Origin of the sequence: Kitasatospora sp. NPDC086801, from assembly GCF_044745805.1 — a bacterium.
Taxonomy (GTDB): Bacteria; Actinomycetota; Actinomycetes; order Streptomycetales; family Streptomycetaceae; genus Kitasatospora.
Genome location: NZ_JBIVAX010000008.1, coordinates 59,478 through 84,885, shown reverse-complemented (window position 1 = coordinate 84,885; position 25,408 = coordinate 59,478). Strand labels below are relative to the sequence as shown.

Genomic DNA, 25,408 nt, shown 5'->3' with positions numbered 1-25,408 from the left:
ACGTCAGGAGCATTAGCCTCGGCGGTCGGCGTACCGCCGGGGCAGTAAGGCGCGGTTCTCCCGGAGCTACGGTGAAGTGATCACGGCACCTGAACGCCGAGACGACCATGCAACGGCAGCCGAGGAGAATCAGCGCGGCAATCGCTGCCCGGACGGTGCGGCGGCTCCGAGCAGTTATGCCTGCGGGTGCTGAGCGGGTCGGCCGAGCTGCCAGACCTGCCACCCTGCCTTGAGCCATGGATCCGCCGTGACCGCGTTGCGCACGTCAACCAGCTCGCCCGGCGGGCGGGGCTGGAGACGGAGTACACCCATACGAGTGTCGCGTTCCCTGTCAAGTTCTTGTGTTCAGATTTCAGCCCTCTTTGAGCCGCCGCTGCGCTCCCTGAGGTCGTGGTGACGCCCTCGACGATCGGCAGTGCTGCGGTCTGAGCAGTGTTCAGCGCAGTGGACGGTCACGGCTTCGCGGAGCGGAGGTTCTTGGCCAGCGCCTCGGCTGCTGGCCTCTGCCCGGGATCGTGAGCGAGGCCAGCGAGAAGGGCGTCTTCGAACTGAGGGAACGGCCAGGGGCCGGAGGCTGTCAGATCGCGGGGGTGGCCAGCGGCGATGTCGGCGAGGAGTTCGGCTCGGCTGCTGTCTGGGTCGCGGTAGTCGGTCGGTGGGGTGCGGGTCCAAGACCAGAAAAGGGAGGCGACCAGCGACCACACGTCCGCCTCGGGTGTGGTTGCGATGTGCTCGGTGGAGCCGATCACGAGGGCTGCCACCTCGGGGGCGGTGGTGTGGGTCATGCCGCCGCGGTGGACGTAGAACGGTACGGGGACGGGGCCCTGGGCACAGGCCAGGTCGATGATCCGTACGGCGTCGTCCTCGAAGACGACGTGGTCGGGCTGAAGGTCGCCGTGGGTCCAGCCGGCGGTGTGGAGGTCGGCGAGGGCTTCGGCGGCCTCGGCGGCGGCCGTCAGGATCGAGCGGCGGGCGGCTGGGGTGTCGTCGCCGCGGTGGGCGGGTTCCATGGCGTCCCAGAGGCTGGTGCCGTCGATCCACCGCATGGCCAGCCAGGTACCGTCCCCGCACCGGCCGTGGGCCCGGTAGTGGTCGGCTCCGAGCGCGGCCAGCACCTCGCCTTCGCGGCCTGCCATCAGGCCGTCGGTGATCTTCAGGGCGGTGTCGCCGACTTTGAAGAAGGTGGTGCCGCGCCGTTCGTGCAGGAGCTTCGGGTCTCCGTCGAGGCCGAGCTCGGTGATCAGGGGGTGCACGGAAGTCCTTCCGGGAGGTCTATTCTCCGGCGGGTGTCCTGGTGGCCAGCCTGCCGGACTTCGGGGCCGGGGGCGAGTGGCGGGTGTGGCCGCCGGGGGCGGGCTGCCGTGTTCGGGGCGCCTGCGTCGGCCGGGCTTCAAGTTGCCCTAGGGTGTGGGGAGTTCCCGGTGGCGGCTCGCTGCCGGGACTTCGTGCTTCCTGGGGCGGAGTGGATCATGCGATACGTGCGGTTGCTGCGGCGCGGGCCCGTGCTCCTGCTGTGGGGAGCGCAGACGGCGTCGGTGTTCGGCGACCGGCTGTACGCGATGGCCGTGATGTGGATGGCGTGGGAGCACGCGGGCGCCGGGGCGATGGGTCTCGTGGCCGTCGCCGAGTCACTGCCGTACATCGTGCTCGGCACGGTGGGGCGCCGGGTGATGGACCGGTTCGCGTCGCTGCGGGCCCTGGCGGTGGTGGACGCGGTGCGGCTGGTCCTGGTGGCCACGCTGCCGTGGGCGTGGTCCGAGTTCGGCACGGCGGGGCTGATCGCCTCGGCCGCGCTGCTGGGGGTCGGCGGGGCGCTGTTCGACCCGAACCTTGGCGCGATGGTGCCGGACCTGGTCAGGCCGGGCGAGGTCCAGGCGGTGAGCGGGCTGATGGACCTGACCGGCCGCATCGCCCGGATCGCCGGCCCCGGGGCGGCCGGGCTGCTGCTGGCGGTGATGCCGCTGGCCGGGCTGTTCTGGGTGGACGCGGCGACGTTCGCCGTCTCGGCCCTTGCCCTGGTGCTGCTGGCCGCCCGCGTCCGCCTGGCTGCTGCCGCCCCGCAGGCCGGGCCGCAGGCGGCGGGGGTGTGGCCGGGCGCCTGGTCGCTGGTGCGGACCCATCCGGACACCGGGGTGGTGCTGGCGGTGCACGGGATCGGGATCTTCGCCGGGGCGGTGTCGCTGGCGATGCCCGCGCTGCTGGCTGCCCGGCTCGGCGCCGGGGCCTCCGCCTACGCGGCGGTGCTGGCGTGCACCGGCGCCGGGGCACTGGCGGGCAACCTGGTGGCCGGGAACGTGCGGCTGCCGGCGCCGCTGACGGCGGTGTACTGCGGTGCGTGGGCGGTGTCCGGGCTGGTGCTGGCGGCCACCGGGTTGGCCGGGTCGCTGCCTGTGCTGTTGGCGCTGTCCGTGTTGTCGGGGGCGGTGTCGCCGTTCCTGCAGATCGCGCTGTCCACGCACTTCGCGCTGTTCCCTCCGGCCGCCCGCAGGCGGCTACTGACGGTGGACCTGACCGTGATCCGCACGTGCGGGACGGTCTCGATGCTGTTCGTCCCGGCGCTGGCCGCCGGCGGCCCGAGGGCCGCGTTCCTGGGCGGCGGCCTGGTGGTGGCGGTGGTCGGCGGGGCGGGCGCCGTGCTGGTGCTGGTCCTGGCGCGGGGGCGCCGGCCGCTGCCGGAGGCCGCGCCGGTTCCGGAGCTGGCGGCCCGCGACTGAGCACGGGCACGGGCCCCTCGGTGCGGGGCCCGGCCGGTGTGCTGGTGGTGCTCAGGTCAGCCGGCGAGCAGCTGCCAGTGGGTGACGGTGATGTCCTCCAGCGGGATGCCGAGGTCCTTGTAGATCCGCTGGTGCATGGCGCCGAACCAGGCGTCGCGGCGGTCGTCGAAGAACGCCTGGTCGTACCAGGCGACGCCGAGCAGGACGGTGCCGCCGCCGTTGGGGTTGCCGGGTTCGGCCTCCCAGTAGGTGCACTGCCAGTCCCAGAGCATGAGCTCCTCGGGGCGGTTGCGCAGGCGCTCGTCGGACTCGCGCAGGGACTGGATGCACCGCTCGGCGGTGGCCGCGTCGGGGCAGTAGTAGGTGCAGTCGGACTTGGCGATCGGGGTCTTGTCGGCGCGGCGGGCCGCGTCGGCGTCCTCCCCGGTCAGGACGCGGACCCGGGTCACCAGGTCCTCGCGGGTGGCGATCTCTTCGAGGATGGTCACGGTGTTGTGCTCCTCTCGCTGGGGTGTTGATCCCTTGGGTGGTGCTACCAGCCCGTCCCGGTGACCGGGTCGAGGCTGGGGCTCTGGGGGTCGCGTCGACGGACACCGTCCGGGGCGACGTAGCGGACGTTCAGGCCGACCCGGGCGCCGTCGCCGGTGTTGGTGCCGGAGCGATGCAGCAGGCGGCTGTCCATGAGCACGGCGGACCCCGCCGACAGGGGCAGGGCGGTCGTGGCGTCGGCGGTGAAGCCGGTCGCCTGGTCGGCCCGGCCCCGCTCGGCACCGTGCTCGGCCTCCGAGGAGAACGGCAGGTAGCCGAAGTGCTGTGAGCCGAGGACGGCGTGCAGGCAGCCGTTGTCGAGGGTGGCGTCGCTGATGGCCAGCCAGGCGGAGACGGACCGGCCGGGGTCGAGTTCGACGCGGGCGTCGATGCCGTCCTGGTGCCAGGGGATCTCGAACGTGCGGCCGGGCCACTTCACCACGAGGAAGGTGTTCTCCACCGCGATGGCTGGCCCGATGACGTCCTGGACGGCGGCCAGCAGCTGCGGGGCACGGACGGCCGCGCGGGCCCACTCGGCGCTCAGGTGCGGGTTGCGGACGATCTCCTGGCGGCCGGCGCGGTGCTCGGCGACGAGCTGGGCGGCGCGGGCGCGTGCCGCTGCGGGCGTGGACCACTCGACGCCGGTCCGCAGTCCGCGGCGGCCGAGGACTCCCTCTGCGCTGGTCACACTGGTCATCAGGTCCGATCCCTTCGAAGCGGGGTTTCCCTGGGCGATGCGGGGTGTCGGCTCAGGCTGCCGTGCGGGGGCGGGTGGTGCCGGGCGCGAACGGCGGCCGTATCGGGGCACGTCCGGGCCGCGGGAGCACGCGCAGGGCGGCTCGCACCGCCCGGCACGGGACGGCCAAGAGCTGACGTCGGGTCACCGGCTGTTCGGGCAGGGCCAGCTCGGCCCAGACCCGTTTGCCCCGCTCGGTCCGCTCGGCCCCGTGGGCCAGGGCCAGGTACTCGACCAGTTCCAGCCCTCGGCCCCTCTCTGCGTCGGCCCCGGCCCGGCGGCGCCGGGGCAGCGCGGTCGAGCCGTCGTAGACCTCGACCAGGGCCCGCCGCAGCCGCACGTTCACGTAGACGGCGACGGTGAGCATCGGGGCCTGGGTGTGCCGGACGGCGTTGGCCACCAGTTCGGAGGTGACCGTGTCCAGCGCGAGGCGGGTGTCCTCGTCGAGCAGGACGCCCCAGCTGACGATGCGGGTCCTCACTCTGCGGCGGGCAATGGGGACGGAGACCGGATCTCTGGTCAGGAAGAAGACATGGGAGTGCACGACCACGGTGAGGAACCCTTCGGCGCTGGCCTGGAGAGCGGCACCGGCCACCCGGGAATGGACGAGCGGGTGGGCGGTGCCGCCGATCGTGGAGCCGCAGCGGCCCCTCGCTTCCGGGGCTCTCGCTCGGCCTGACATCGAGTCAACAGGTGTGCGCGGGGCGTGAACACGGTAGAGACACCCCGGATGCTTGAAACCCTTGAAACCTGGCCCGGGGGCGGCGATGGCAGCACGCGAACGGACACCCAACGGCAAGCTCGCCGCCTTGGTCGCCGAGTGCCGGTGGGCGAGCAACGGCGAGTTCGCCCGCGCGGTCAACCGGGCCGGCACCGAGGCCGGGTACAAGCTGAAGTACGACGAGTCCGCCATCTCGCACTGGCTCTCGGGCACCCGCCCCATGGCCAAGTACCAGAAGGTGGTACTGGAGGCCCTGACCCGCCGCCTGAGGCGACCGGTCACCGCGTTCGAGGCGGGATTCGCCGATGAGCCTGACGTTCAGCCCCAGTCCACGGATACGGTGGCAGGACTGATCGATCTGGGGGTTGTGGACATGGACCCATCGCGCAGGGGCGTACTCGGGGCCGGCCTGTACTCGGTCGCCCTCACCATCCCGGGCTGGCCGGACCACCTCGGGCGGTTCGAGCGGTTGAAGACCGACCCGCACAGCCGGATCGGCATGGCCGAGGTCGAGTCCGTGATCGCCATGACCGAGAAGATCAGCGAGCTGGACGACCAGTTCGGCGGCCGGACAGCCCGGCCGATGGCCGCAGCGTTCATGGTCAACAACATCGCCCCGTACCTGAAGGCCACCGCCTCCGACGAGGTTCGCAAGGCGATGCTGTCCGCCGCAGCGGACCACCTCTACCTGACCGGCTACATGGCCGTGGACGAACGCCTGGACCTGCTCGGCCAGAGCTACTACACGAAGGCCCTGGAGCTGGCCCTGGCCGCAGGTGACCACTTGACCTACTGCACGACCTTGCGGGGCATGAGCGTTCAGGCCGTCGAACTCGGCCACGGAGCACCCGCCCTCCGGTACGCGAACGCCGCCGCTGCCGCCTCACCCGAGGCAGGGCCCAGGATGCGAGCCTTCCTTGCCGGCCAGCAGGCCCACGCCCTCGCCCAGACCGGCGACCGTGCCGGCGCCCTGGCCATGCTCCACGGGGCCGAAGTCGCCATGGAACAGGCCGAGTCCAAGGCCAAGGCCCACGGCTCCTACGACCCGTCCTCGCTCTCGTACCACGTCGCCCAGGTCAACTACGAACTCGGTGACCGCGAAGGCGCGATCCGCGCCCTCCAGCACTCCGAGAAGGTCCGTCCCGCGGTCTACCGCCGAGCCCGCGTCCGCCACCGCGCGATGCTCGCCGAATGGCAGCTCGAAGCCGGTCGGCTGGAGGAAGCCGTACAGAGCTGGAACCTCGCCCTGGACGACTTCCCCCACGTCCAGTCCGGCCGGGCTGATGACCGCTTCCGCACCATGCTCTCCGCAACCCAGTCGCACCGCCGCAACCACCACGTCCGCGAACTCCTAGAACGTGCCCGACCCATGGCAGTAGGCCGTCCGATCTAAACCCTTCGTCGAGAGGGCGCGGCGCCGTACGCGTAAGGCGAGGGTCGTCCTCGCGCGCCGTCTCCCACACGATCTTGCTCGTCGGTGCGGTTACGGCTTGGGGAAACGGACAACGTTGTCGGGCAACCGGGCCTGTTCCTCGGCCTTGCGCAACCGGTCCGCGAGGACCGCGCCGGCGAGCGCGAGGTGGGTGATCTGGTCCTTCAACCTCGTGTTCTCCTCAGTCACGTCGGAGACCCGCTCCTTCAGCTTCGTGACGGTCTTCCGCAGCCGCCTCTCGGCTTCCGGGACCTGCTTCGTCTCAGTGCGGACGCGTTCGTAGAACTCGTTCTTTAGATCCGCGTGACGCTTGAGCAGGGCCATACGGTGGACGCTGGCCTCGGCGGCCAGCGCGACGACAGTCAGGCTGCCGTTGGACACGGTGGCCTGGCCGGTCAGGAGGCGATCGATGGCCTCGCGGATACGGGCGCGTTCGTCCTGGTGTTGTTCGTTCATGTCAGGGCCTCGGCAGGTTGGGCGGTGGCGTCGTGGGTGCCGGCGACCTCGCGCAGGCGGTCCGCGTTGTGCTTCAGCCGCCGGCCGACGGGTTCTGGGGCCGCAGCGGCCAGGGTGTCGAGTTCGCGGGCGCGTTCGCGAAGGTTGCGGGCGTCGCTGTCAGTACGGATGGCGTTGCCACAGCCGAGCTGGCAGGCGAACTGGTTCGGCGCAGTCGCGTTCGGGTCCGGCTCGCAGAGTGCGGTGTCTCGTTTGAAGACGCAGATCAGGTGGGCATCGGGGTTGTCGAACAGGACCAGGCCGTCCCGGGCCAGGAAGCTGGCGGCCTTCTTGGCGAACTTGGCGGTGACGATTTTTCCCTCGAACCTGGGCGTTGTTGCTGCGGCCGTCAGCGCCCGGCGGGCGGCCGGGCCCGAGATCCTTTCACCGGCGGCCATCCGATCGTTCAGCTTCGCTGCGGTGTCGGCCGCCGCCCGCACGGTCTCGACGTCGAGCTCACCGTGGATGCCGCGCCGGCTGCGGGTGCCATAGCCGGTGGAGGTGCGGGCGTCCAGGATCGTTCGCATGTGCCCGTACTGGATGGCCAGGGCGATCAGTCCGCCAGGGCGGCGGGCGACGTGCCAGGCCAGTGTGCGCCGGAACCGGGCGATGCCGATCTTGCCGTGCGAATCCTCCGGAATGGCCTGCTCGGGCAGTCCCAGCTCGGGGGCCTCCCGGTTCGCCCACGCCACGAAATCCTCGATCCGCTTGTTCAGTGCCCACCTCTTCAGGACACCCTGGTTGCCCCGATCGTGAGTGAAACTGTGACGGGTCGAATCGAGCAGGAGTTCGCTATCGGGAACGATGCGTTCGAGGACGCGTATGGCGCGGACGACGGGGGTGATCGCGGCCCAGGGCACCTCGCGTACCTCACCGGCTGATACGTGGTTGCCATCCGCGTCGGTCACGTTCTTGTAGTGCCGGCTGTAGATCAGGTGGCGTCCAGGCGTCCCGTCGGAGCGAGGTTCGGGATCGGGACAGCAGCCGGAGCGCAGGCCCTGGACTTCCTGGGGACGCATGCCGGTCAGGTAGAGACAGACGACCGTCGCGGCGGTACCCAAGTGCCGCATCAACTCGGCGGCCTCGGAGAAGTCGATGTGCTCGCGCCACAGCCGTCCGTTGATTCGCCCTCGTGTCTCCGTTGGCAGCGGGGCCCGTCCGGGTTGCTCGGCAGCCAACGAGCCGAGCTCGTACCGTTGCGCGAATCTGCTGACCTGCTGGGGGCTGGCTCCTGTTGTTGCGGCGATGAAGGTCCGCGCGAGGACAGTCTTGCCCTTGTGGTGCACGGTGGGCAGAGGAGCGCCGGAGCGGACGAGAGGCAGCAGGTGTGCCTCCAGCGCGGCTTCCCCTGCGGGAGTCGTGTGCGTTGTGGCGGCGAGGTCCTTCATACGGCACCACTCGGCCCAGGCCGCCAGAATGTCGTCGGCGAAGTCCTCGACCATCCGGATCGCCCACACCAGCAGCGGACCAATGACCTGTGGATCCAGCGGCTCGGTCGAGTTCTCCCCACCGCCCTCGCCCTTCGCGGCGGGGAGGTAGTCGTCGACGCCCTCGGTCACCCACGGTGGCTCGGGTACGCCAAGAGGACGGGTAGAGAGTTGGTCGAACGCCCACAGATCCGTCAACCGTCCGAGAACGGCCGCCGCGAGCCCGCGGCTGATGCCCGTGGCGAAGCGATGGTCGACGTAAGCAGCGAAGTCGTCCGGACCGCACGCTACGAGCTCGGACATCCCGTGCTCGGACAGCCAGCGGGCCAGCATCATCCACTCACGACACGTTTCCACCAGGTCAGTGGCTGCCGTCCGCCCACGAGCCTGAACCCCGCGTGTCCGCAGGTGGGTTGGGCGGAGCTGCCCGTTGATCAAGGTCCACGCGATCGGCTTCAGCTGGTCGCGCGCTGCCGCAGGGCAGTTCTGCCACCGGATGGACAGCAGGTTGGCACTGGGGTTGTCGATCAGTGGGGCGAGTGACCAGACCATCTCCCGGTAGTGGCCATTGGGTTGGCGGTTCTCGGGGCTGATCCACCGGGGGAGCACGACGGGACTGTTCGGAGTGGGCACCGGCAGGATGTACGGGTCATCCTCGGCAGCGGGGACTGCGGTCACGGGGCGAGGTCGCCTTTCAAGAGAAGGCTGATGAGGGCGCGGTCGGTGTCGCTGATCCCGGTCACGGCGGCACTCCAGGCGGCGGGGCCCACCTTGTCGCGGAGGTCTTCCAGCCGCAGCAAGTGGTCCCGCCAACGGCCGTTCCAGATGTGCTCGGGCACAGCGGAGCGCATGCTGGCCAACTGCTCGTGAAGGTGGGCGAGACGGGAGTGGTGGCCGGGATGGACATGCGCGTTGCGGCAGGCGAGACAGAGGAGGAAGTCTGCTCCGCAGCCGCCTTCCGTGGTGGGCCAGGGGCTGTTTTCCTCATCCGAGCAGTCCGCCGTCGCGGTCTCCTGGTGTTCGGGGTTCGAGGCGTCGGCCAGGCGGCCGGCAAAGACGGCAGCCCGGGCCTTCTCCAGCGCATCCAGTGCACCCTCCTCGAACACGTCCCGGGAGGCAGCTTGGACCCGCTGGTCGGGCAGGACGTAGGTGCTCTGGTGGGTTCGTTGGGTGTGCTGCAGCGGCTTGCCCTCGGCAACCACCGTGGTCCGCCGAGTCCGTTGGAACGGCGAACCGCCCAGGTTGTGGCTTCGTGCCCACCACTTTGCGTCGTTGCGAGAGATGCCGAACGCGAGGGGGCCGACCGGCCGGGGGCGGTCCAGGGCTGTCGTTTCAAGCCCGACCGTTCTCACACGGAAGGTGATCAGCAGATCTGTACCCGGTACCAGGCGAGCGGCCAGAATCCGGCCGTGCACGGTGGCCTCCAGCGCCTGGGTGATCAGTCTGCCCGGCGAGTCGGCCCCTGAGTCGGTTATGTTCTCGGTCGAGAACCACCGCCCGCCGCCGGCCCGGTGCTTCTCCACCTGCACCTGGTAGGTCACCGCCCTGGTTTCCCCGGCTGATGGCGACAGCGTCGGCGCCGGCATGCGGTCGTAGACGGAGAGATTCCAGCCGAACCGGTCGGTCAGGAGCACACCCAGCGCCGTCGCCTCACCGCGTGTCAGGAACAACCGTCCCCATGCCCGCTCCCCGCCATTGGCGCCGAGGAGAGTACGGTTCGTCACCGTTGGCGAGCCGTGTCGCGAGGGCGTGCGAGGGACGTCACCCTCGCGCGCGAGGTGATCCAAGACCTGGCCGATCCGCCAGTCCCGGCCGCCTTCGGTCAGTTCCCCGGCCCGCCAGCGCTCCAGGAGCTCGGTATTCTCACGAACGCGCATCAACGCTGCCCGGAACTGCCGTTGAGCGGCCAGCAGCACGCTCTCCCGTTCCGTTTCCTCGTACGACTGCTTGCTCGGCCTCGGCGAGGGAATGCGTCGCGCAAGCTCCTCCGCCACCGGGCCGGTGGCCAGGCGCGAGTCCCTTCGTAGCAGCACACGCACGCACGACAGAGTGTTTCTTCCGTTGCTCGTGCCGACGTGGCGTTCGCGCCAGCGCTGCATCGTGGCCGCGTCCAGGCCGTCCAAATCTTCCGGGACGTGCTTACGGCTGTTCAGGAAGCGAGCGAAGACCAATAGCCTGTCCCAGTAGTTCTGTGCGCTGAGGTGCTGGCTCCAGTGGCGTGACTGGCCCGCGAACGCCGCCGCGAGGGAGCGTTGCATCGGCTCGGGTACCGGCAGAGCGGCGAAGTCGAAGATCTTTGAGAAACCGGCCTTGTTGACCACCGTCACGACCAGCCCGTCCGGCGTCAGCGGCTGCGGGCCGCGATGGCCAGCCGGCGGCGGCGCTGCCCTGCGCCCGCGCCCGCTCACCGACCCACCACCGGCAGCGCGTCGACCAGCTCATCCACCAGCAACTCCACGTCTTGGATCCCCGAGGTCTCCCGCGCGAGACGGGCGAACACCCCATCCAGGTCCTGGATCTCCCGCCTCCCCGGCTCGTGGTCCGTGGCCGCCAGGATCGACTCCAGCCGCAGGTGAGACACAGGCGCGAGGTAATGGCGTTTGGTGGTCTCCACGTCCGAGTGTCCCAGCAAAGTCATGACCAGGAACCACGGGTCGCCGAACAGCAGCGCGAAGTCCCGTCTGTCCGCGGCGGTCAGCCCGAACCTGGTCTCCATCAGCTGGTTCAGCACGATCAACTGGTAGAGCGCCATAGAGTGCCTGGCCGAATGCGGCGTCGCCCACGGCGACTTGCCCCGCACCTCCGCCAGCCGGAAGCCTCGCCCCAGCTCCCGCTCTTCCGAGGTCAGCAGCACCTGCTCGCAGCGCAGGTTCGCGTTTCGGAAGACCGTGTTCCAGCGGTCTGGCAGCATCGGCAGGCCCTGCTCGGTCAACCACAGCCACGCCGGCTCCGGGCCTTCACGTCCCTCCAGGTAGAGCCACTGCCGCTCCCGCCAGTCCAGCAGGGCCAGCTTCTGCTCGCCCTCCACCCCGTCCCGGTCTACCCAGCGCACTTTGGGCTCCCGTCCCCTGGTCACCTCCCTGACCAGCCGCATATAGGGCAGTCGCTCGTAACGCCCCTCCTCCTGGGCCCGCGCGATCGCCCAAGCCCGCTCCGACTGCACATACGCCTCCACTTGGCCGAGCGAGTCGACACTCGCGTAGAAGGTCCGGGACCTCTTCGACCGCGTCAGAGCCGCAGCGATCTGCCCGTGGCAGTACCGCCCGTACCTGAGCTGCTGCGTGGGCAGTTCGAACGTCAGCAGGGCTCCGCCCTCCTGGCGCCGCAGGCCCGAACTCAGCTGCAGCTGCACGAACGAGGTGTTGCGTTCCTCGGTCCGTGAGTCCCACCCCGCCGCTGGCACTCCCGTACGGGCGTGGCCTCGCAGCCCAACGTTCGACCACAACCCCCACGTGCGCGGCGTCAACCACGAGACGCGTGAGCTCACCGAGTCCGCCGCTCGGTCCACGCGCCGCCCCACGTCCACCGGCATCGGGACCACCTTCGACCACTTGTACAGGCGCGTGAACGCCGCTGCCTCCCGGTTCCATTTCGTCCCGCCGATCCTCTGCGGGTTGAGCGGAGACTCGCACCGCCAGTCCCGGTAGTCGGCCAGGTCCTGCTCGGTTGCCTCCCGCCACCGCACCCCGCGCGCCGACAGGAAGTTCAACAGCAGCCGAATATCCGTCCCGTAGTTCCGCTTCGTCTCCCGCTCCAGCCAACGGAAGTCCTTCGATCGCACGAAGTCCAGCAGGTCAATGTCCACCTCGGACTCCGGCGACACGAACACCGGATCGCCCGGCTTCAACCCGATCGCCGCCACTGCCCCCGGCAAGTCCCGCAGGCCCAGCACTCCCTCCTCCGGCAGCCGCCCCCACCCCTCCGGATCCAGCATCCACACCACGAGCCACTCGTCCACGTACACCCTCCCCTTGACGCTTGAACACATCCAATCATCAGGGAAGTCGCGAACTGGGGGCGGCGCGGCATGACCCCACAGCCTCCGGTGCCCTCGCTTCTCGCGGTTGCGTTGGGTGAACGTCTCGGCCGACCCGTCGGCCTCACCGAGATCGGCATGGGCGGCCTGCACGATCCGTCGGCCGAGATGGGGTTGGATTTCGCACGAGACCCCGCCGACGCCGTACGCGTCGCCACCACCTTCTGGAGCAACGTGGACCGCCGCGACTTCCTCGGTACGAGCTTCGCCGTCTCCGCCTTCACCACCCCCGTCACCCGATGGCTCGTCAGGCCTGCGGACCTCGGCGTGGCCGCTCGCGGCAGCCGCCGCGTCGGGCGACGCGATGTCGAAGAGCTGTGGGACGCGGCCGCCGAGGCCAGGCGCTGGGACTACAGGGCCCACGGGCGCGCGGGCGACGCTCGCGCCGTGGCCGCCGCCCTGTCGGCCTCGGAGACGCTGCTCGGCCGGGCCAGCGCCGACAGGGAACCCGCGTGGATCGGCGACTTCGACCACGCGCGGATGTCCGCCGACGCCACCGAGATCTACCGCGACCTGCACAACCCCAAGGCCGCTCTCGACTGGAACGCCCAGGCTGTCGCCATGTCGCCCGGCACGTTCACCCGGTCGGTCGGCCTTCGGATGACCGTGGTCGGGATGACCCACCTTCAGGCCCGGGACCTCGACCAGGGACTTGAACTCGGCAACCAGGCCGTGGACATCCTCACCTGCGTCCGGTCCGCCCGCGCGCTCGGTTACGTGCACGACTTCACCACCGCGCTCGCCCCTTGGAAGGGCGAGGTCCGCGTCGCGGAGTTCATCCACCGCACCCGCACCGAACTCGCCATGGCCAGCTGACGCCGGCGGCTGAGTCGCCGCCGCGTACCCTCAGGATTCACCCACTGAGGTAGGTCTCCCCACTTCGGGCGACTGCGCGGAGGCGGGACAGCGGGTCGCACGTGCCCAGGTGGGAGCCGGGACCAGAAACACCTGAGCCCGGGAGCAGTAAGCGGCCCGGGCGCCCGCACTGGCGCCCGGGCCTGGAGCCGGATCCGGTCAGCTGCTCGGGCGCGGGGACGGCAGGGCCGCGGAGCCCGCCGCCAGGGGCCATTCGCGGTGGAACGGGGGCAGCGGGTACGTGCCCTCGACGACCGGGGTGCCGAAGACCTTCAGGTGGGCGAGCAGCGAGCCGGTCAGGTCGACACCGCCGACCAGGGACCAACTGCCTTGGGCCTGCGGCGGGTTGCCGGAGGAGTCGGCGCTCAGGGAGCCCTCGGCCCGGGCCCGCAGGTAGGGGGCGACGGTGGTCTGGACGCCGACGGTGTCGTAGAGGCCGACGGAGACCTCGGCGCCGAGCGCGGCCCGCACTCCGGCCTTGCCGGTGAGGCGCACCCGGACCGGGGAGACCTTGGTGTCGGCGTCGGTGGTCGGGGTCCAGCCCTTGCCGCCGGTGTAGTCGGCGCGGACGGCCCAGGTGCCGGTGGCCTCCTGTTCGGCCTCCAGGTGGACCTGGCCGTCGGCGCTGATCTCCAGGTAGCAGGTGAGCGCCAGGTTGACCACGACGGGCAGCCCGGCGACGGTGAGCACCGGGCTGGCCTGAAGCTTGGCGAAGGGCAGCCGGACGGGCGCGGCGCCGGTGTCGCGCGCGAGGTCGCCGGTGACCTTCCACTGGGCGTGGGCGCCGAGGTCGAAGCCGATGGAGGCCGTACGCGGGCTGCCGGCGGCGGCGCCGTGGTAGGCGAAGTGGACGGCGGGGTGCAGTTGGAGGGAGCCGGAGGCGTCCACGCTCGCGCCGTCGGGCAGCGGGACGGGGGCCTTGACGTCGACCTCCAGGGTGCCGGAGGCGTCGGCCCGCACGCCGCCGCCGTCCGCGCCGACGACGGCCTTGAGGTCCTTGACCAGCGGGGTGACGGTGATGCCGTGCGGGTCGACGGGCACCCGGCCGTCGGCCTCGGTGCCGCCGAGGAGTTCGACGAGGGTGGCGGGGCGGGTGGTCAGGTTGAGGCTGGTGCCCGCGCCGGGGTGGACGCCGGTGACGGCGACCAGCGCGCCCTGGGGCGCGGCGGCGGTGGGCGGGCTGGCGATCAGCTGCCCGGGCTGGACGGCGGCGGCCGGGGTCGCCGTCGTGGTGGCACTGGCGGTCGCGGCGGGCCCGGTGGACGGCGGCGCCGACAGGACGGCCGTGCCGCCCGCCGGGTCGTACGCGGTGAGCTGGAGGTTCTGCCCGGCGGGGGTGGCCGCGCCGCCGTCCTTGGCGGGGGCGGCGACGGCTGCTTGCCGATCGCCGGCCGGGGCGGCGGTGACCGGCGCGCCGGCGGTACTGCCGGCGCCGGCGGCACCGGTCGGCCGCCCGGTGGCGGGTGCGGTGGTCGGGGCGGCGGCCCGGGCACGGGGGGTGCCGGCGGCCCGGGCGGCCTGGGCCGGGCCCCCTCCGGCGGCGGGCGTGGTCGGGGCGGTGGTGGCGGCCGCTTCGGTGGTGCCGGCGGCGGCCTGCGGGGTGCCGGGGGTGGTCGGCCCGCAGGCGGCGACCCCGGCGAGGGCGAGGGTGAGGAGGGCGGGGCCGAGGGCCCTGCCTATGGAGCTTTTGAACACGCGGCGTCATGTTACTGACGGGGAATAAGTTTGTCGAAGACAGGCCAAGCGGAGTGGATTCCGCAGGTCAGGGCAGGGCAGGGCAGGGCAGGGCAGGGCAGGGCGGGGCGGGGCGGGGCGGGGCGGGGCGGGGCGGGGCAGGGCAGGGCAGGGCGGGTCAGGCCAGCCGGGCCGCCGGCAGCGGATCTCCGGGCAGCGGGCCCACCGTGGCGTCCGCCGCCAGCTCGGCCAGGTACCGGGAGCGGGGTACCGGCTCGGCGCCGAGGCTGCGGATGTGCGAGCCGTCCCACTGGGCGTCGAGCAGCCGTCCGCCGGCCGCACCGAAGCGCGCCCCGAGGTCGGCGACGGCGACGCGGGCGGCGTCGGGGCGGCGGTGGAACATCGAGTCGAGGCTGAGGACGGGCCCGGCGGCGACTCCGAACACCCCGCCGATCAGCTCCTCGCCCTCCCACACCTCGCCGCTGTGGGCGGCCCCGAGGGCGTGCAGCCGCTCCAGTGCGGCCCGCAACTCCCCGGTCAGCCACGCCGGTTGGCGCCCCTCCGCGCAGCGGGCCAGGACCTCCCCGAAGGCCCGGTCGGCGCTGGTCCACCACTGCGGCCGGTGGCGCAGCCGCCGGGCGAGGCGGCTGCCGAGCCGGACCCCGTCGGGCGGCAGGACGGGCCGGGGGTCGGGCGACCACCAGGCCAGCGCGTACGGGTCGCCCTCGCCGGGCAGCAGCGCCAACTCGCCCGCCTCGACGGCCTGTTCGTACCGCGCTTCGTTGTAGGCGCTGGCGTACTCGTCCGCCGCGGGCATCGGGAACAGCCCGCGGCGGTACGCCGCCAGCAGGTCCGGCGCGCCGAGGCCGGCGCCGAAGGCCACCGGCCCGTCCCCGGGGCCGCGCCGGACGTCCAGCCCGTCGAAGGGGCTCATGCCGGCGGCCCGAGGAAGCCCTCCGCCGCCAGCCGCTCCAGGTAGTGGTCGAGCAGGCCGGCGTCGACGGCGGGCAGGTCGATCCCGCTGCCGGCGAGTGCGGCGTCGGCGTTGGCGCGGTCGAACAGCGGGAAGGTGGGCCGGAAGTACAGCTCGCTGATCGACAGTTGCGACCCGGGGGCGCGGTCGACGAACAGCGGGACGAACGGCGTGATGGGGTGGGCGGGGTGCCCGGCGGCGAACCGGACCAGGCCCTGCACCCACTCCCCGTACGGGAGTTCGTCGATCGGGTGGCCGCGGGCCCGGAGCCGTTCGGCGAGGTCGGCGAGGTCGGCCGGGCCCGGCGAGGTGAGGTGGTAGACCTCGCCGTCGGCGGGGGCGTGGGCGGCGATGTGGGCGACGGCGCGCGCGAACCGGTCGGCCGGGACGAAGTCGAGCGGCAGCCGCACGTCCGGGCAGGTGCCGCTGTCCGCCAGGTACGCGATGAGCGCGCAGATCTCGGTGCCGGTGTTCATCACGCCGGTGGCGAGGTCCCCGGTGACGTCGTTGGTGCGCAGCACGGTGACCGGGAGCCCGGCGGCGGCCGCGTCGTGCAGCAGTTTTTCGGCGACCCACTTGCTCTCGACGTAGCCGACGCCGAGCCGGTCGGGGTGGGCGAGCGGGGTCCGTTCGGTGACCTCGCGGACGCCGGCCGCGCCGAAGCCGGCCAGCACGGCGAGGGTGGACAGGTAGTGCACGGGTATGCCCCGGCTGTGCCCGGCGAGACGGATGATCTCGCGGGTGCCGCCGACGTTGGGCGCGCGCAGCTGGTGGTACGGGTAGAGGAAGTTGACCTGTCCGCCGAGGTGGTGGACGGCGTCCAGGCTCCCGGCCAGTTCGTCGAACTGACACCGCGTCAGTCCAAGTCGGGGTGCGGCGAGGTCGCCGACCAGCGGCACCACCCGGGGGTCGGCGAGGTCGTGCCGCAGGAAGCGCTGCTGGGCGGCGCGCAGGCGTTCCAGCGCGTGCTCCTCGTCGGGGGCGCGGACCAGGCAGTGGATCCGGGCCCGGGTGGTGGTGAGCAGGGCGTGCAGCAGGTGGGCGCCGCAGAAGCCGGTGGCGCCGGTGAGCAGGATCTCGGCGGGTTCGGCGCGGCTGGGCGCCGGGCTCCAGGACTGCTGGACGGGCTGGGCGAGCCGGGCTTCGGCGGCCCAGTCGACGGCGGTCTCGCCGGGGCCGGGGCCGTCGGCGCGGGCGGCCTGGACGGCGGTCGCGAAGGCGCGCAGGGTGGCGTCGCGCAGCAGGGCGCGGGTGAGGGCGCGGACGCGGGTGATGTCGAGGCCGAGCATGATCCGGGCGCGGGCGAGCATCTCCATGGCGAGCAGCGAGTTGCCGCCGAGGACGAAGAAGTCGTCGGCGGGCCCGACGTCCTCGACGCCGAGCAGTTCGGCCCACAACTGCCCGATCGCGTCCTCGACGACTCCCCCGCCGACGGCCACCCCGGTGCCGCCCGGCGTGCGCGGCCCGTCCTCACCCGCCCCGCCCTCACCCGGCCCGTCCGCACCCGGCCCGTCCGCACGTGGCCCGTCCGTACGTGGCCCGTCCGCAGGCGGCCCGCCGGCGTGCCGGTGCGCCGTCGGCTCGGCGTGCGGCAGCCGGCGGCGGTCGACCTTCCCGGCCGGGGTGAGCGGCATGCGGTCCAGCGCCACGAAGGCGGCCGGGAGCATGTACTCCGGCAGCCGGTCGGCCAGGTAGGCGCGGAGCCGGTCGCGGCGGACCCCGGTACCGGCGTCGGCGGCGGCGTGGTCGGTGAGCGTGTAGTAGGCGGTGAGCGCGCGGCCGCCGTCCGGGTCGCCGCCGTCGGCGGCGACCCGGGCCTGCCGGACGTCGGGGTGGGCGGCGAGGGCGGCCTCGATCTCGGCGGGGTCGACGCGGTGGCCGAGCACCTTCACCTGGTCGTCGAAGCGGCCGAGGATCTCCAACTGCCCGTCGGCCCGCCAGCGCCCGGCGTCGCCGGTGCGGTACATCCGCTCGCCGGGCACCGGGGAGTACGGGTCGGGGACGAAGGCTTCGGCGGTCGCCACGGGGGCGCGCCAGTAGCCGCGGGCGAGGCCGGGCCCGCCGAGGTGGATCTCGCCCTTCTCGCCGGGCCGTACGGGGGCCAGCCGGGCGTCCAGGACGTGCACCCGCACGCCGGGCAGCGGGCGGCCGATCGGCACCGGCGCGGCCGGGCCGCCCGGGCCGACGGCGTCCAGCAGGGCGGGGGTGACCTCGCAGAGCGTGGAGGTGACGGCGGCCTCGGTGACCCCGTAGGCGTTGACCAGCCGGACGCCGGGCAGCCGGTCCAGGCAGGTGCGGCAGTCGTCGGCGTGCACGACGTCCCCGCCGACGACGACCAGCCGCAGCCCCTCCGGGCCGGGCCCGCCGGGCGGGAGCAGCGTGAGCACGTGGTGCCAGTAGGCGGGGGTGAGGTCGGCGACGGCCAGGCCCAGCCCGCGCATCCGGTGGACGAGTTCGGTGGGCGCCCAGGTGCGGCCGCCGCCGAGGACGACGGTGGCCCCGGCGAGCAAGGTGGCGAGGACCTGCTCCAGCGCGGTGTCGAAGCCGAGTGCGGCGAGTTGCAGGACGCGTTCGCCGGGGGCGAGGCCGTAGGCGTGGACGACCCGGTCCAGGGTGAACACCAGGGCGCGGTGGGTGACGGGGACGCCCTTGGGGGTGCCGGTGGTGCCGGAGGTGTAGATCAGGTAGGCGAGGTCGTCGGGCCCAGCCCCGTCGGGCCCGGCGCCATCGGACTCGGCGCCATCGGACTCGGCGCCATCGGACTCGGCGCCATCGGACTCGGCAAGGATCGGACCGCCGGCACCCTCCGGCCCGTCCTCCGCGTCCACCGTCAGCGGCTCGACGCCCGGCAGCGCCTCACCGCCGGTGACCGCCACCCGCGCCCCGCAGTCCTCGACCAGCCGGGCCAGGCGCCGCGCCGGGTACGCCGGGTCCAGCGGCAGGAACGCCGCGCCCGCCTTCAACACGCCGAGCCAGGCGACGACCAGGCCCGCGCCGCGTTCGAGGCAGACCGGCACCACCTGTTCGGGGCCGACCCCGCGGGCCCGCAGCGCCCGGGCCAGGCGGTCGCTGCGCCGGTCCAGTTCGCGGTAGCTCAGCGTGGTGTCGTCGGCGATGACGGCGACCGTGTCCGGGTGCTGCGCGGCGCGGGAGCGCAGCAGTCCGTGCACGGTGTCGCCGCCCGCCGCCCGCCCGCGGCCGCGCTCCCCGGGGGAGCCGAGCCCGGGGAAGCCGAGGCCGGGCGGGCGCCATTCGCGGGCCACGTGGGCCCGGCAGTCATCGTGGCCGGCCGGCCCGTAGACCAGGTGCCAGCCGCCCGGCACGGTCAAATCGCTGGGCCAGATCGCGTACTGACCGTCGTCGTTGCGCAGCACGGCGTGACGCCCGGAGTTCACATCCGTTCGTACGCCCTGTGCGCTGTCTGCTGCGTCGTCCACCGGCTTGACCTCGTGCTGTGGCGGCGGTTTGCTGGGAGGTGCGACATTTCCGACTATACGCACTCAGGGCACAGGACGAACGTCCGATCGCAACCCGACCGGACGCCGTCCTCCCGTGTGCCCGTCAGCCCGGGACGAGATGACCCCGCGACCGCCAAGCCCCGCCCTCGCCCGAACTCCCCCGCCCCACAAGCCGGGTGGCGTCGCGGAGGAGGTAGCCCCGTTGACACGTCGGCGACAGCGCCTGATGGTCTGTTACCTGCTGTGGATGGTGCTGTTCACCGGCGTCTACTACACCGACCCCCCGCAGCGGATCATCTGGTGGACGGGCATCGGACTCGGCGGCACCGCCGCCATCGTGGCCGGCGTCCACCTCAACCGCCCCGCGCACGCGCTGTTCTGGTACGTGCTGGCGCTCGCCAACCTGAGCTTCACCGCGGGCGAGGTCGTCCAGGTCATCCAGACCCAGTTCCTGCACCTCACCAACCCGTTCCCGTCCGTCGCCGACGGCTTCTACCTGGCCGAGTTCGTGCTGTACGCGGCCGGCGTGCTGGGCTTCATCCGCTGGCGCACGGCCCGTCAGGACCGCGCCGGCCTCCTCGACGCGCTGATCCTCACCATGGGCCTGGCGCTGCTCGCCTGGATCTACCTGATCCTCCCGTACGCCCGCGATCCCGACCTCTCCTGGTTCCAGAAGGCCGTCTCGATCGGCTACCCGCTCGGCGACGTGATCGTCCTCGCCCTGCTGCTGCGACTGCTGACCCCGCGCGGCGGCAACAGCCGCGCCCTGCAACTGCTCGCCGTCGGCACCGCCGGCATGCTGGTCTCGGACACCCTGTACGGGCTGATCCAACTGCACGGCGACTGGCGCATCGGCACCCCCGTCGACTTCGGCTGGGCCGCCTTCTACACCGCCTGGGGCGCGGCCGCACTGCACCCGTCCATGGTCGAGCTGACCAGACCCGTGCCCACCCAGCAGCCCGACCTGAGCGCCGGGCGCCTCGCCCTGCTCACCCTGGCCTCGCTGATCGCCCCGGCGATCCTGATCATCGAGTCGCTGAACGGCAACACCAGCAACGCGGGCGTGATCGGCGCCTTCTCCGCCCTCCTCTACCTGCTGGTGCTGGCCCGGCTGGCGGTCGTCGTGGTCGCCCGCCGGCAGGCGATCGCCCGCGAGCGGGCCCTGCGCGAGGCCGGCGCCAGACTCACCGCGGCCGTCACCGTCGAGGAGGTCGCGGACGCCGTCCAGGCCGCCGCCTCCACCCTGATGCCCACCGAACCCGGGCACGTCGCCCTGCTCGCCGTCACCGAGGCCGGCGTCCTGCACGTGCGGCACGCCGAACGCGGCGCCGCCCAGCACCACCTCGGCCCCGTCACCGACTCCGACGAGGCGCTGGCCCTCGCCGCCTACCGGGAGACCCGGCTGCTGCCCGTCGAGGACATCGGCAGCGACCTCGCCGCCCGCCTCGACGGCATGCCCTCCGCCCTGCTGTGCCCGCTCACCCTCGACGAGCGCCCCTCCGGCGACCCGCTGATCGGCGCGCTCATCGTCACCGGCACCGCGCAGGAGCTCACCAGCCTGTGGGGCTCGCTGGAGATCCTGGCCGGACAGGCCGCGCTGGCCGTCGAACGGGTCGTGCTGAGCCAGGAGGTCAACCGCCGCAACAGTGAGCTGTACTTCCGCACCCTGGTGCAGAACGCCAGCGACGTCATCCTGATCCTGGACGCCGACGACGGCGTCCGCTACGCCTCCTCCTCCGCCGAACGGGTCCTCGGCTACCCCAGCCTGGACGGCACCCTGCTCACCGACCTCGTCCCGCCCGAGGACAGCCGGGCCGTCGGCAAGGCGCTGGCCCGGATGCGCGGGCCGGTGGACCCCGCCCCGGCGCACGCGCCACCGCGCGAACCGCTGCGCGAGCAGCCCCGCGAGCACTGGCGGCTGCTGCGGCAGGACCGGACCCCGATCGAGGCCGAGGTCCGCTTCAACGACCTGCGCGCCGACCCGACGGTCGGCGGCCTGGTGCTCACCCTGCGCGACGTGACCGAGCAGCGCCAGATGGAGCGCGAACTCACCCACCGGGCCTTCCACGACTCCCTCACCGGCCTCGCCAACCGGGTGCTGTTCCAGGACCGGGTCGGCCACGCGCTGTCCCGCGGCGAGCGCAGCGGCGCCGTCACCGGGGTGCTCTTCCTCGACCTCGACGACTTCAAGGTGGTCAACGACACCCAGGGGCACGCGGTCGGCGACGAACTGCTGATCGCCGTCTCGCTGCGGGTCTCCACCGCGCTGCGCAGCTCCGACACCGCCGCCCGGCTCGGCGGCGACGAGTTCGCCGTCCTGGTCGAGGACGCGCTGCGCCCGGCCGACGTGGACGCGATCGCGGACACCGTGCTGGCGGTGTTCGCGGAACCGTTCAAGCTGAGCGCGGGAGCCGTCCGGGTGACGGCCAGCATCGGCGTCGCCACCACCGAGGACAGCGTGGACGCGGCCGAGCTGCTCACCCACGCCGACCTCGCGCTCTACTCCGCCAAGGCGGCCGGCCGCCGCCAGTGGCACCACTACCAGCCGGCCCTGCAGGCCGGGCTGGTGGAGCGGCACGAGCTGAACGAGAACCTGGACACGGCGATCGCCGAATCCTCCTTCCAGCTGTACTACCAGCCGATCGTCGATCTGCGCACGGGCGACCTGGTCGCCTTCGAGGCGCTCGTCCGCTGGCCGCACCACCGGCGCGGCATGGTGCTGCCCGACGAGTTCATCGCCCTCGCCGAGGAGAGCGGCCAGATCGTCCCCCTCGGCGCCTGGGTCCTGGAGCGCGCCGCCCAGGAGGCCGCCGCCTGGCACGCCGCCAGCTCCGCCACCCGCGCCGCCGCCGGCCTCCCCCCGCTGCGGGTCAACGTCAACGTCTCCGCCCGCCAGTTCCGCGACGCCGGCTTCGTCGACGTCGTCCGCGCCGCCCTGCGCAGCTCCGGCATCGACCCGCACGCCCTCGTCCTCGAACTCACCGAATCCGTCCTGATGCGCCGCGACGACCGCGTCCACGCCGACATGGCCACCCTCGGCGAACTCGGCGTCGGCATCGCCATCGACGACTTCGGCACCGGCTACTCCTCGCTCTCCTACCTGCGCGAGTTCCCGATCTCCATCCTCAAGATCGACAAGTCCTTCATCGACGGCCTCGGCCTCTCCCCGCAGCAGTACGCCCTCGTCGAGGGCATCACCCGGATCGCCGACACCCTCGGCGTCCGGGTCATCGCCGAAGGCATCGAGCACCCCGAACAGCGCGACCTCCTCGCCGCCATGGGCTGCCCGCTCGGCCAGGGCTACCTCTTCGCCCACCCCATGACCGCCCCCCAGGCCCGCGCCCTCGTCGGCGACACCTCGTACGAACCGGCCTGACCGGAGAACTCAGGTCCACGCCCAGCGGATTCCCGCGACCCCGGGCCCCAGCGCCGTCGCCACCACGTGCGCCAGGTGGTGGCTGTCCAGGGTGAGGTCGACGCTGCTGTCGTCCGGCCCCTCCGAGTCGCGGGCCGTGAACCACTGGCACTGCACCGGGAGTTCACCCGGATCGAAGCGCACCCGCAGGACGTAGTGGTCGGCCGGGAAGCGGAAGGCCGCGCGGTACCGGCAGCACTCGGCGTCGCTGTGCGGGCGCACCTCGAAGGAGAACACCTGGGTCTCCGAGCAGTGCAGCGACCGGTCGAAGAGCAGTTCCGCGAGCACCACCCGGGCCGCCGGATCCCGGCGCACCCGGCCCAGCCGGCAGCTGTCCCCCGCCACGATCTCGACGGCCCCCTCGTCCACCCCCTCGTCGCAGTCGTAGATCAACAGCGCCCGGTCGACCCCGTCCTGACGGGCCCGGACCGCCACCATCGAACTGAGCGCGGTCAGTTCACGACGCCGTCCGACCGTCACCGTCGCGTGCTCGGTGACCACCTGGAGCTTCCCGGCCGCCGGGCTGTCCAGGTCCGCGAGCAGCCCGCGCAGATCGCCCGGGGTGCGCACGAGCTGCGCGTACGGGCGAGGCCGGTCGGCGGCCCCGTCCGCCCCGCCGCGTGGGCGCGGCGCGCCGAGCAGGGCGGTGAGCGAGTGCGCCGGCAGTCCGAGGATCTCCTCCAGCGCGGCCACCACCCGTAACGACTCCGGGCGTTCCGGCCGGCGCAGCCCGCGCTGCCAGTAACTCAGGGTCGTGACGGCGATCCGCAGGCCGCGCTCGGCCAACCGGCTGCGCAGCCGCTCCAGCGGCAGGCCGCGGGCCTCGATCGCGGTGCGCAGCGCGAGGCCGAAGGGCCCGGCCCGCAGCGCGGCCAGCACTGCGGCGCTCTCCGGGGCGGCGCCGGACGACGGTTCCTGACGACTGGCCATCGGGGCTCCCGGGGCTACTGGCCCGCCGGCGGTACAGGGGGAAGCGGCGGCGGTGTGGGGGGACGCGGCGCGCTGTGAAATTACCGGCTTCCCCCGGCGGCGTCCATATCCGGGAGCCAAGCCCGGGCCGCCGGTCTGCGACGCGGCACCTCCCCCGGGCCGCCCGTCTTCACAACCCCGTTCACAGTGCCGCCCGCTCCCCGCCGCAGGGGCTGGGAGCGGCCCGGCGGGCTGCCTACGCTTCCTCACACCGGTCCGGACCCGCCGCGTCGGCCGCGCGGCAATCCCCCACAAGGCACATCCCAGGGCGGCGCCGGGTGCACACGGTGCCGTCCGTGCCTCCCGCACGAAGGAGTTCCCCCATGAGTGGACCCATCCGTGGGTCGTCCCTGCGCGCCGGCTTGGCCGCGCTGTGCATGCTGGCCGCCGTCGTGACCACCGGCGCCGGCACCGCCTCGGCCTCCCCCCAGGCCGCATCGACCGGCACCGCCGTCGTCACCACCCAGGACGCGGCGGGCAGTTCCAAGCTGAACATCTCCATGCAGGCGCAGGAGCAGGACCAGTGGTGCTGGGCCGCCTCCGGCGACACCATCGCCACCTTCCTCGGCCACGGCACCGACCAGAACTCGTTCTGCGACCTCGCCTACGGCCAGGACACCTCGTACCAGTGCCCCAACCAGCCCGGCCAGCTCTCCTGGGTGCAGAACGCGCTCTCCGCCCTCGGCGTGTCCCCCGGCCAGGAGACCGGCGCGCTGTCCTTCACCACCATCGTCAGCGAGATCAACGCGGGCCGGCCGATCGAGACCGGCATCTCCTGGCTGGCCGGCGGCGGACACGCCCAGGTCATCTACGGCTACGACCAGAGCAACAAGTCGATCTACTGGGGCGACCCGTGGCCCAGCAGCAACCGCTACAACCTGGCGTCGTACAGCTACTACGCCGGCTACAACGGCCAGTTCAACTGGAACGACTCGCTGTACCGGATCGGGGCGTGACACGATGACGCACTTCCGCGCCCCGCGCGCCCTCGCCGCCATCGCCCTGGCCGGCAGCGGACTGCTCGCCGTCGCCGCCCCCGCCGTCGCCGCCCCCGCCGTCGCCGCCGACCCGGCCACGGCGGCCGGTGTCCCGTCCGCCCCGTCCGCGGCCGACGTCACCGCGGCCGCCGCGGCGGCGAAGGCCGCCCCCGTCGTGCGGACGCTCGGCGGGTTCTTCGCCCACGGCACCGGTCAGGGCTCCGACGCCCGCCAGGCAGCGGCCGCCGCCCCGGCCCGGGTGGTCGGCGCCACCGTGCCGGTGTACTACCTCAACCCGGCCTTCGTCGCGGCGTCCTCCGTCGGGGCCCCGGTCGCGAAGTTCGCGTTCATGGCGACCGAGGCCGACGCGGCCGACGGCCGCAAGGCCTCGGTGTGGACGGCCCCCGACCCGCACGACAGCGGGTCCTGGGCCGAGATCAACATAGCCTCCGGCAGCGACGAGACCGACCACGCCGCCGCCGCGGCAGCACTGGGCCGGGGAGCCGTGGCCTTCGAGGAGCCGCAGATCCGGGCCTGGTACGCCCTGGTCGACGGCCAGGTCCGACCGCTCAACCCGGACGCGGTCCGGTCCGTGGGCACCTCGGGCATCACGCTCACGCAGTACCAGCAGGTGGTCCACGACCGGTACGCCGACAAGCTGCCCGGCACCGACTACGCCAAGGCGCACCTGCTCGGCGGCTTCGACCGGGGGACGGCCCCGGTCGCGGCGCCGGCCGGCGACTCCACCCCGACCGCCGCCCTGCTCACCGGGGCGGGCACCCTCCTCGCCGCCCTCGGGCTCGGCACGGCGCTGTTGCGCCGCCGCCGGGCGGGCCGCACCACCGCCTGACGGCACCTGCACGCCTCTCTTTGCGGAGGCGAAAACGGAAATTTCTCAGGGGAATTGACAGTAGGTCAATTTCCGTCAAAACAACCTCAGGCCTCGCTCGCATCCGCGGGCGAGGCCTTCTCTACGCGTCGGATGCGCCCCGTATCAG

18 protein-coding genes are annotated in these 25,408 nt (G+C 72.7%); 6 read left to right on the top strand and 12 right to left on the bottom strand.

The window, feature by feature from the left end; all coding sequences use genetic code 11:
• Positions 1 to 452 precede the first annotated feature (452 nt).
• Positions 453 to 1,253 (bottom strand): hypothetical protein, encoded by an 801-nt coding sequence (locus tag ACIPLC_RS12480; RefSeq protein WP_400472925.1) that lies wholly within the window; start codon positions 1,251 to 1,253, stop codon positions 453 to 455.
• A 216-nt stretch (positions 1,254 to 1,469) separates the two neighbouring features.
• Here ACIPLC_RS12480 and ACIPLC_RS12475 point away from each other — a divergent pair, with 216 nt between their 5' ends.
• Positions 1,470 to 2,714, top strand: coding sequence for an MFS transporter (locus ACIPLC_RS12475; RefSeq protein ID WP_363631194.1), 1,245 nt, complete (start codon positions 1,470 to 1,472; stop codon positions 2,712 to 2,714).
• A gap of 56 nt (positions 2,715 to 2,770) precedes the next feature.
• Here the strand turns inward: ACIPLC_RS12475 and ACIPLC_RS12470 are convergent, their stop codons facing one another.
• From ACIPLC_RS12470 to ACIPLC_RS12460, 3 genes are read right to left on the bottom strand one after another with little or no spacing between them, the layout of a single operon-like run.
• Entirely contained in the window at positions 2,771 to 3,202 is a 432-nt protein-coding gene (locus ACIPLC_RS12470; RefSeq protein WP_363631192.1) for a hypothetical protein, read from the bottom strand.
• Between the two features lie 44 nt (positions 3,203 to 3,246).
• The gene (locus ACIPLC_RS12465; RefSeq protein ID WP_363631190.1) at positions 3,247 to 3,939 is read right to left on the bottom strand and encodes a phytanoyl-CoA dioxygenase family protein; all 693 of its coding nucleotides are present in this window, start codon (positions 3,937 to 3,939) and stop codon (positions 3,247 to 3,249) included.
• A gap of 52 nt (positions 3,940 to 3,991) precedes the next feature.
• Complete coding sequence (locus ACIPLC_RS12460) at positions 3,992 to 4,573, bottom strand: ATP-binding protein (RefSeq protein ID WP_400472924.1); 582 nt, start codon at positions 4,571 to 4,573, stop codon at positions 3,992 to 3,994.
• A 172-nt stretch (positions 4,574 to 4,745) separates the two neighbouring features.
• Between ACIPLC_RS12460 and ACIPLC_RS12455 the strand changes: the two genes are divergently transcribed.
• Positions 4,746 to 6,092 carry a tetratricopeptide repeat protein gene (locus tag ACIPLC_RS12455; protein WP_363631186.1) on the top strand — a complete coding sequence of 449 codons (1,347 nt, stop codon included), beginning with the start codon at positions 4,746 to 4,748 and terminating at the stop codon, positions 6,090 to 6,092.
• A gap of 90 nt (positions 6,093 to 6,182) precedes the next feature.
• Here ACIPLC_RS12455 and ACIPLC_RS12450 read toward each other — a convergent pair whose 3' ends face one another.
• The 4 genes from ACIPLC_RS12450 to ACIPLC_RS12435 form a co-directional block, all read right to left on the bottom strand.
• The gene (locus tag ACIPLC_RS12450) at positions 6,183 to 6,587 is read right to left on the bottom strand and encodes a hypothetical protein (RefSeq protein WP_363631184.1); all 405 of its coding nucleotides are present in this window, start codon (positions 6,585 to 6,587) and stop codon (positions 6,183 to 6,185) included.
• Positions 6,584 to 8,731, bottom strand: coding sequence for an integrase (locus ACIPLC_RS12445; protein WP_400472923.1), 2,148 nt, complete (start codon positions 8,729 to 8,731; stop codon positions 6,584 to 6,586). Before ACIPLC_RS12445 ends, ACIPLC_RS12450 begins: the two co-directional genes overlap by 4 nt.
• Positions 8,728 to 10,380 (bottom strand): hypothetical protein, encoded by a 1,653-nt coding sequence (locus tag ACIPLC_RS12440; RefSeq protein WP_400472922.1) that lies wholly within the window; start codon positions 10,378 to 10,380, stop codon positions 8,728 to 8,730. Before ACIPLC_RS12440 ends, ACIPLC_RS12445 begins: the two co-directional genes overlap by 4 nt.
• A 77-nt stretch (positions 10,381 to 10,457) precedes the next feature.
• Entirely contained in the window at positions 10,458 to 12,011 is a 1,554-nt protein-coding gene (locus ACIPLC_RS12435; RefSeq protein WP_400472921.1) for a site-specific integrase, read from the bottom strand.
• 111 nt (positions 12,012 to 12,122) lie between these two features.
• Between ACIPLC_RS12435 and ACIPLC_RS12430 the strand changes: the two genes are divergently transcribed.
• Positions 12,123 to 12,905 carry a hypothetical protein gene (locus tag ACIPLC_RS12430; RefSeq protein ID WP_400472920.1) on the top strand — a complete coding sequence of 261 codons (783 nt, stop codon included), beginning with the start codon at positions 12,123 to 12,125 and terminating at the stop codon, positions 12,903 to 12,905.
• A 198-nt stretch (positions 12,906 to 13,103) separates the two neighbouring features.
• Here ACIPLC_RS12430 and ACIPLC_RS12425 read toward each other — a convergent pair whose 3' ends face one another.
• The 3 genes from ACIPLC_RS12425 to ACIPLC_RS12415 all read right to left on the bottom strand — a co-directional run bounded on the left by ACIPLC_RS12425 (position 13,104) and on the right by ACIPLC_RS12415 (position 19,028).
• Positions 13,104 to 14,639, bottom strand: coding sequence for a hypothetical protein (locus ACIPLC_RS12425; RefSeq protein ID WP_400472919.1), 1,536 nt, complete (start codon positions 14,637 to 14,639; stop codon positions 13,104 to 13,106).
• A 157-nt stretch (positions 14,640 to 14,796) separates the two neighbouring features.
• Entirely contained in the window at positions 14,797 to 15,552 is a 756-nt protein-coding gene (locus ACIPLC_RS12420; RefSeq protein WP_400472918.1) for a leucyl/phenylalanyl-tRNA--protein transferase, read from the bottom strand.
• Positions 15,549 to 19,028, bottom strand: coding sequence for an amino acid adenylation domain-containing protein (locus ACIPLC_RS12415; RefSeq protein ID WP_400472917.1), 3,480 nt, complete (start codon positions 19,026 to 19,028; stop codon positions 15,549 to 15,551). The genes ACIPLC_RS12420 and ACIPLC_RS12415 overlap by 4 nt, the downstream gene beginning before the upstream one ends.
• Positions 19,029 to 19,251: 223 nt before the next feature.
• Between ACIPLC_RS12415 and ACIPLC_RS12410 the strand changes: the two genes are divergently transcribed.
• Entirely contained in the window at positions 19,252 to 22,425 is a 3,174-nt protein-coding gene (locus ACIPLC_RS12410; RefSeq protein ID WP_400472916.1) for a putative bifunctional diguanylate cyclase/phosphodiesterase, read from the top strand.
• Between the two features lie 9 nt (positions 22,426 to 22,434).
• Here the strand turns inward: ACIPLC_RS12410 and ACIPLC_RS12405 are convergent, their stop codons facing one another.
• The gene (locus ACIPLC_RS12405) at positions 22,435 to 23,394 is read right to left on the bottom strand and encodes a hypothetical protein (RefSeq protein WP_400472915.1); all 960 of its coding nucleotides are present in this window, start codon (positions 23,392 to 23,394) and stop codon (positions 22,435 to 22,437) included.
• 362 nt (positions 23,395 to 23,756) lie between these two features.
• Between ACIPLC_RS12405 and ACIPLC_RS12400 the strand changes: the two genes are divergently transcribed.
• Positions 23,757 to 24,389: a papain-like cysteine protease family protein gene (locus tag ACIPLC_RS12400; protein ID WP_400472914.1), complete on the top strand. Its 633-nt coding sequence runs from the start codon at positions 23,757 to 23,759 to the stop codon at positions 24,387 to 24,389.
• A gap of 4 nt (positions 24,390 to 24,393) precedes the next feature.
• The gene (locus ACIPLC_RS12395; RefSeq protein ID WP_400472913.1) at positions 24,394 to 25,260 is read left to right on the top strand and encodes a hypothetical protein; all 867 of its coding nucleotides are present in this window, start codon (positions 24,394 to 24,396) and stop codon (positions 25,258 to 25,260) included.
• Positions 25,261 to 25,408 lie beyond the last annotated feature (148 nt).

Excerpts from the sequence above, each read along its gene's own strand:
- ACIPLC_RS12400 (WP_400472914.1), top strand. The coding sequence starts at position 23,757 with ATGAGTGGACCCATCCGTGGGTCGTCCCTGCGCGCCGGCTTGGCCGCG.
- ACIPLC_RS12465 (WP_363631190.1), bottom strand. The coding sequence starts at position 3,939 with ATGACCAGTGTGACCAGCGCAGAGGGAGTCCTCGGCCGCCGCGGACTG.
- ACIPLC_RS12450 (WP_363631184.1), bottom strand. The coding sequence starts at position 6,587 with ATGAACGAACAACACCAGGACGAACGCGCCCGTATCCGCGAGGCCATC.
- ACIPLC_RS12420 (WP_400472918.1), bottom strand. The coding sequence starts at position 15,552 with ATGAGCCCCTTCGACGGGCTGGACGTCCGGCGCGGCCCCGGGGACGGG.
- ACIPLC_RS12455 (WP_363631186.1), top strand. The coding sequence starts at position 4,746 with ATGGCAGCACGCGAACGGACACCCAACGGCAAGCTCGCCGCCTTGGTC.
- ACIPLC_RS12475 (WP_363631194.1), top strand. The coding sequence starts at position 1,470 with ATGCGATACGTGCGGTTGCTGCGGCGCGGGCCCGTGCTCCTGCTGTGG.
- ACIPLC_RS12395 (WP_400472913.1), top strand. The coding sequence starts at position 24,394 with ATGACGCACTTCCGCGCCCCGCGCGCCCTCGCCGCCATCGCCCTGGCC.
- ACIPLC_RS12405 (WP_400472915.1), bottom strand. The coding sequence starts at position 23,394 with ATGGCCAGTCGTCAGGAACCGTCGTCCGGCGCCGCCCCGGAGAGCGCC.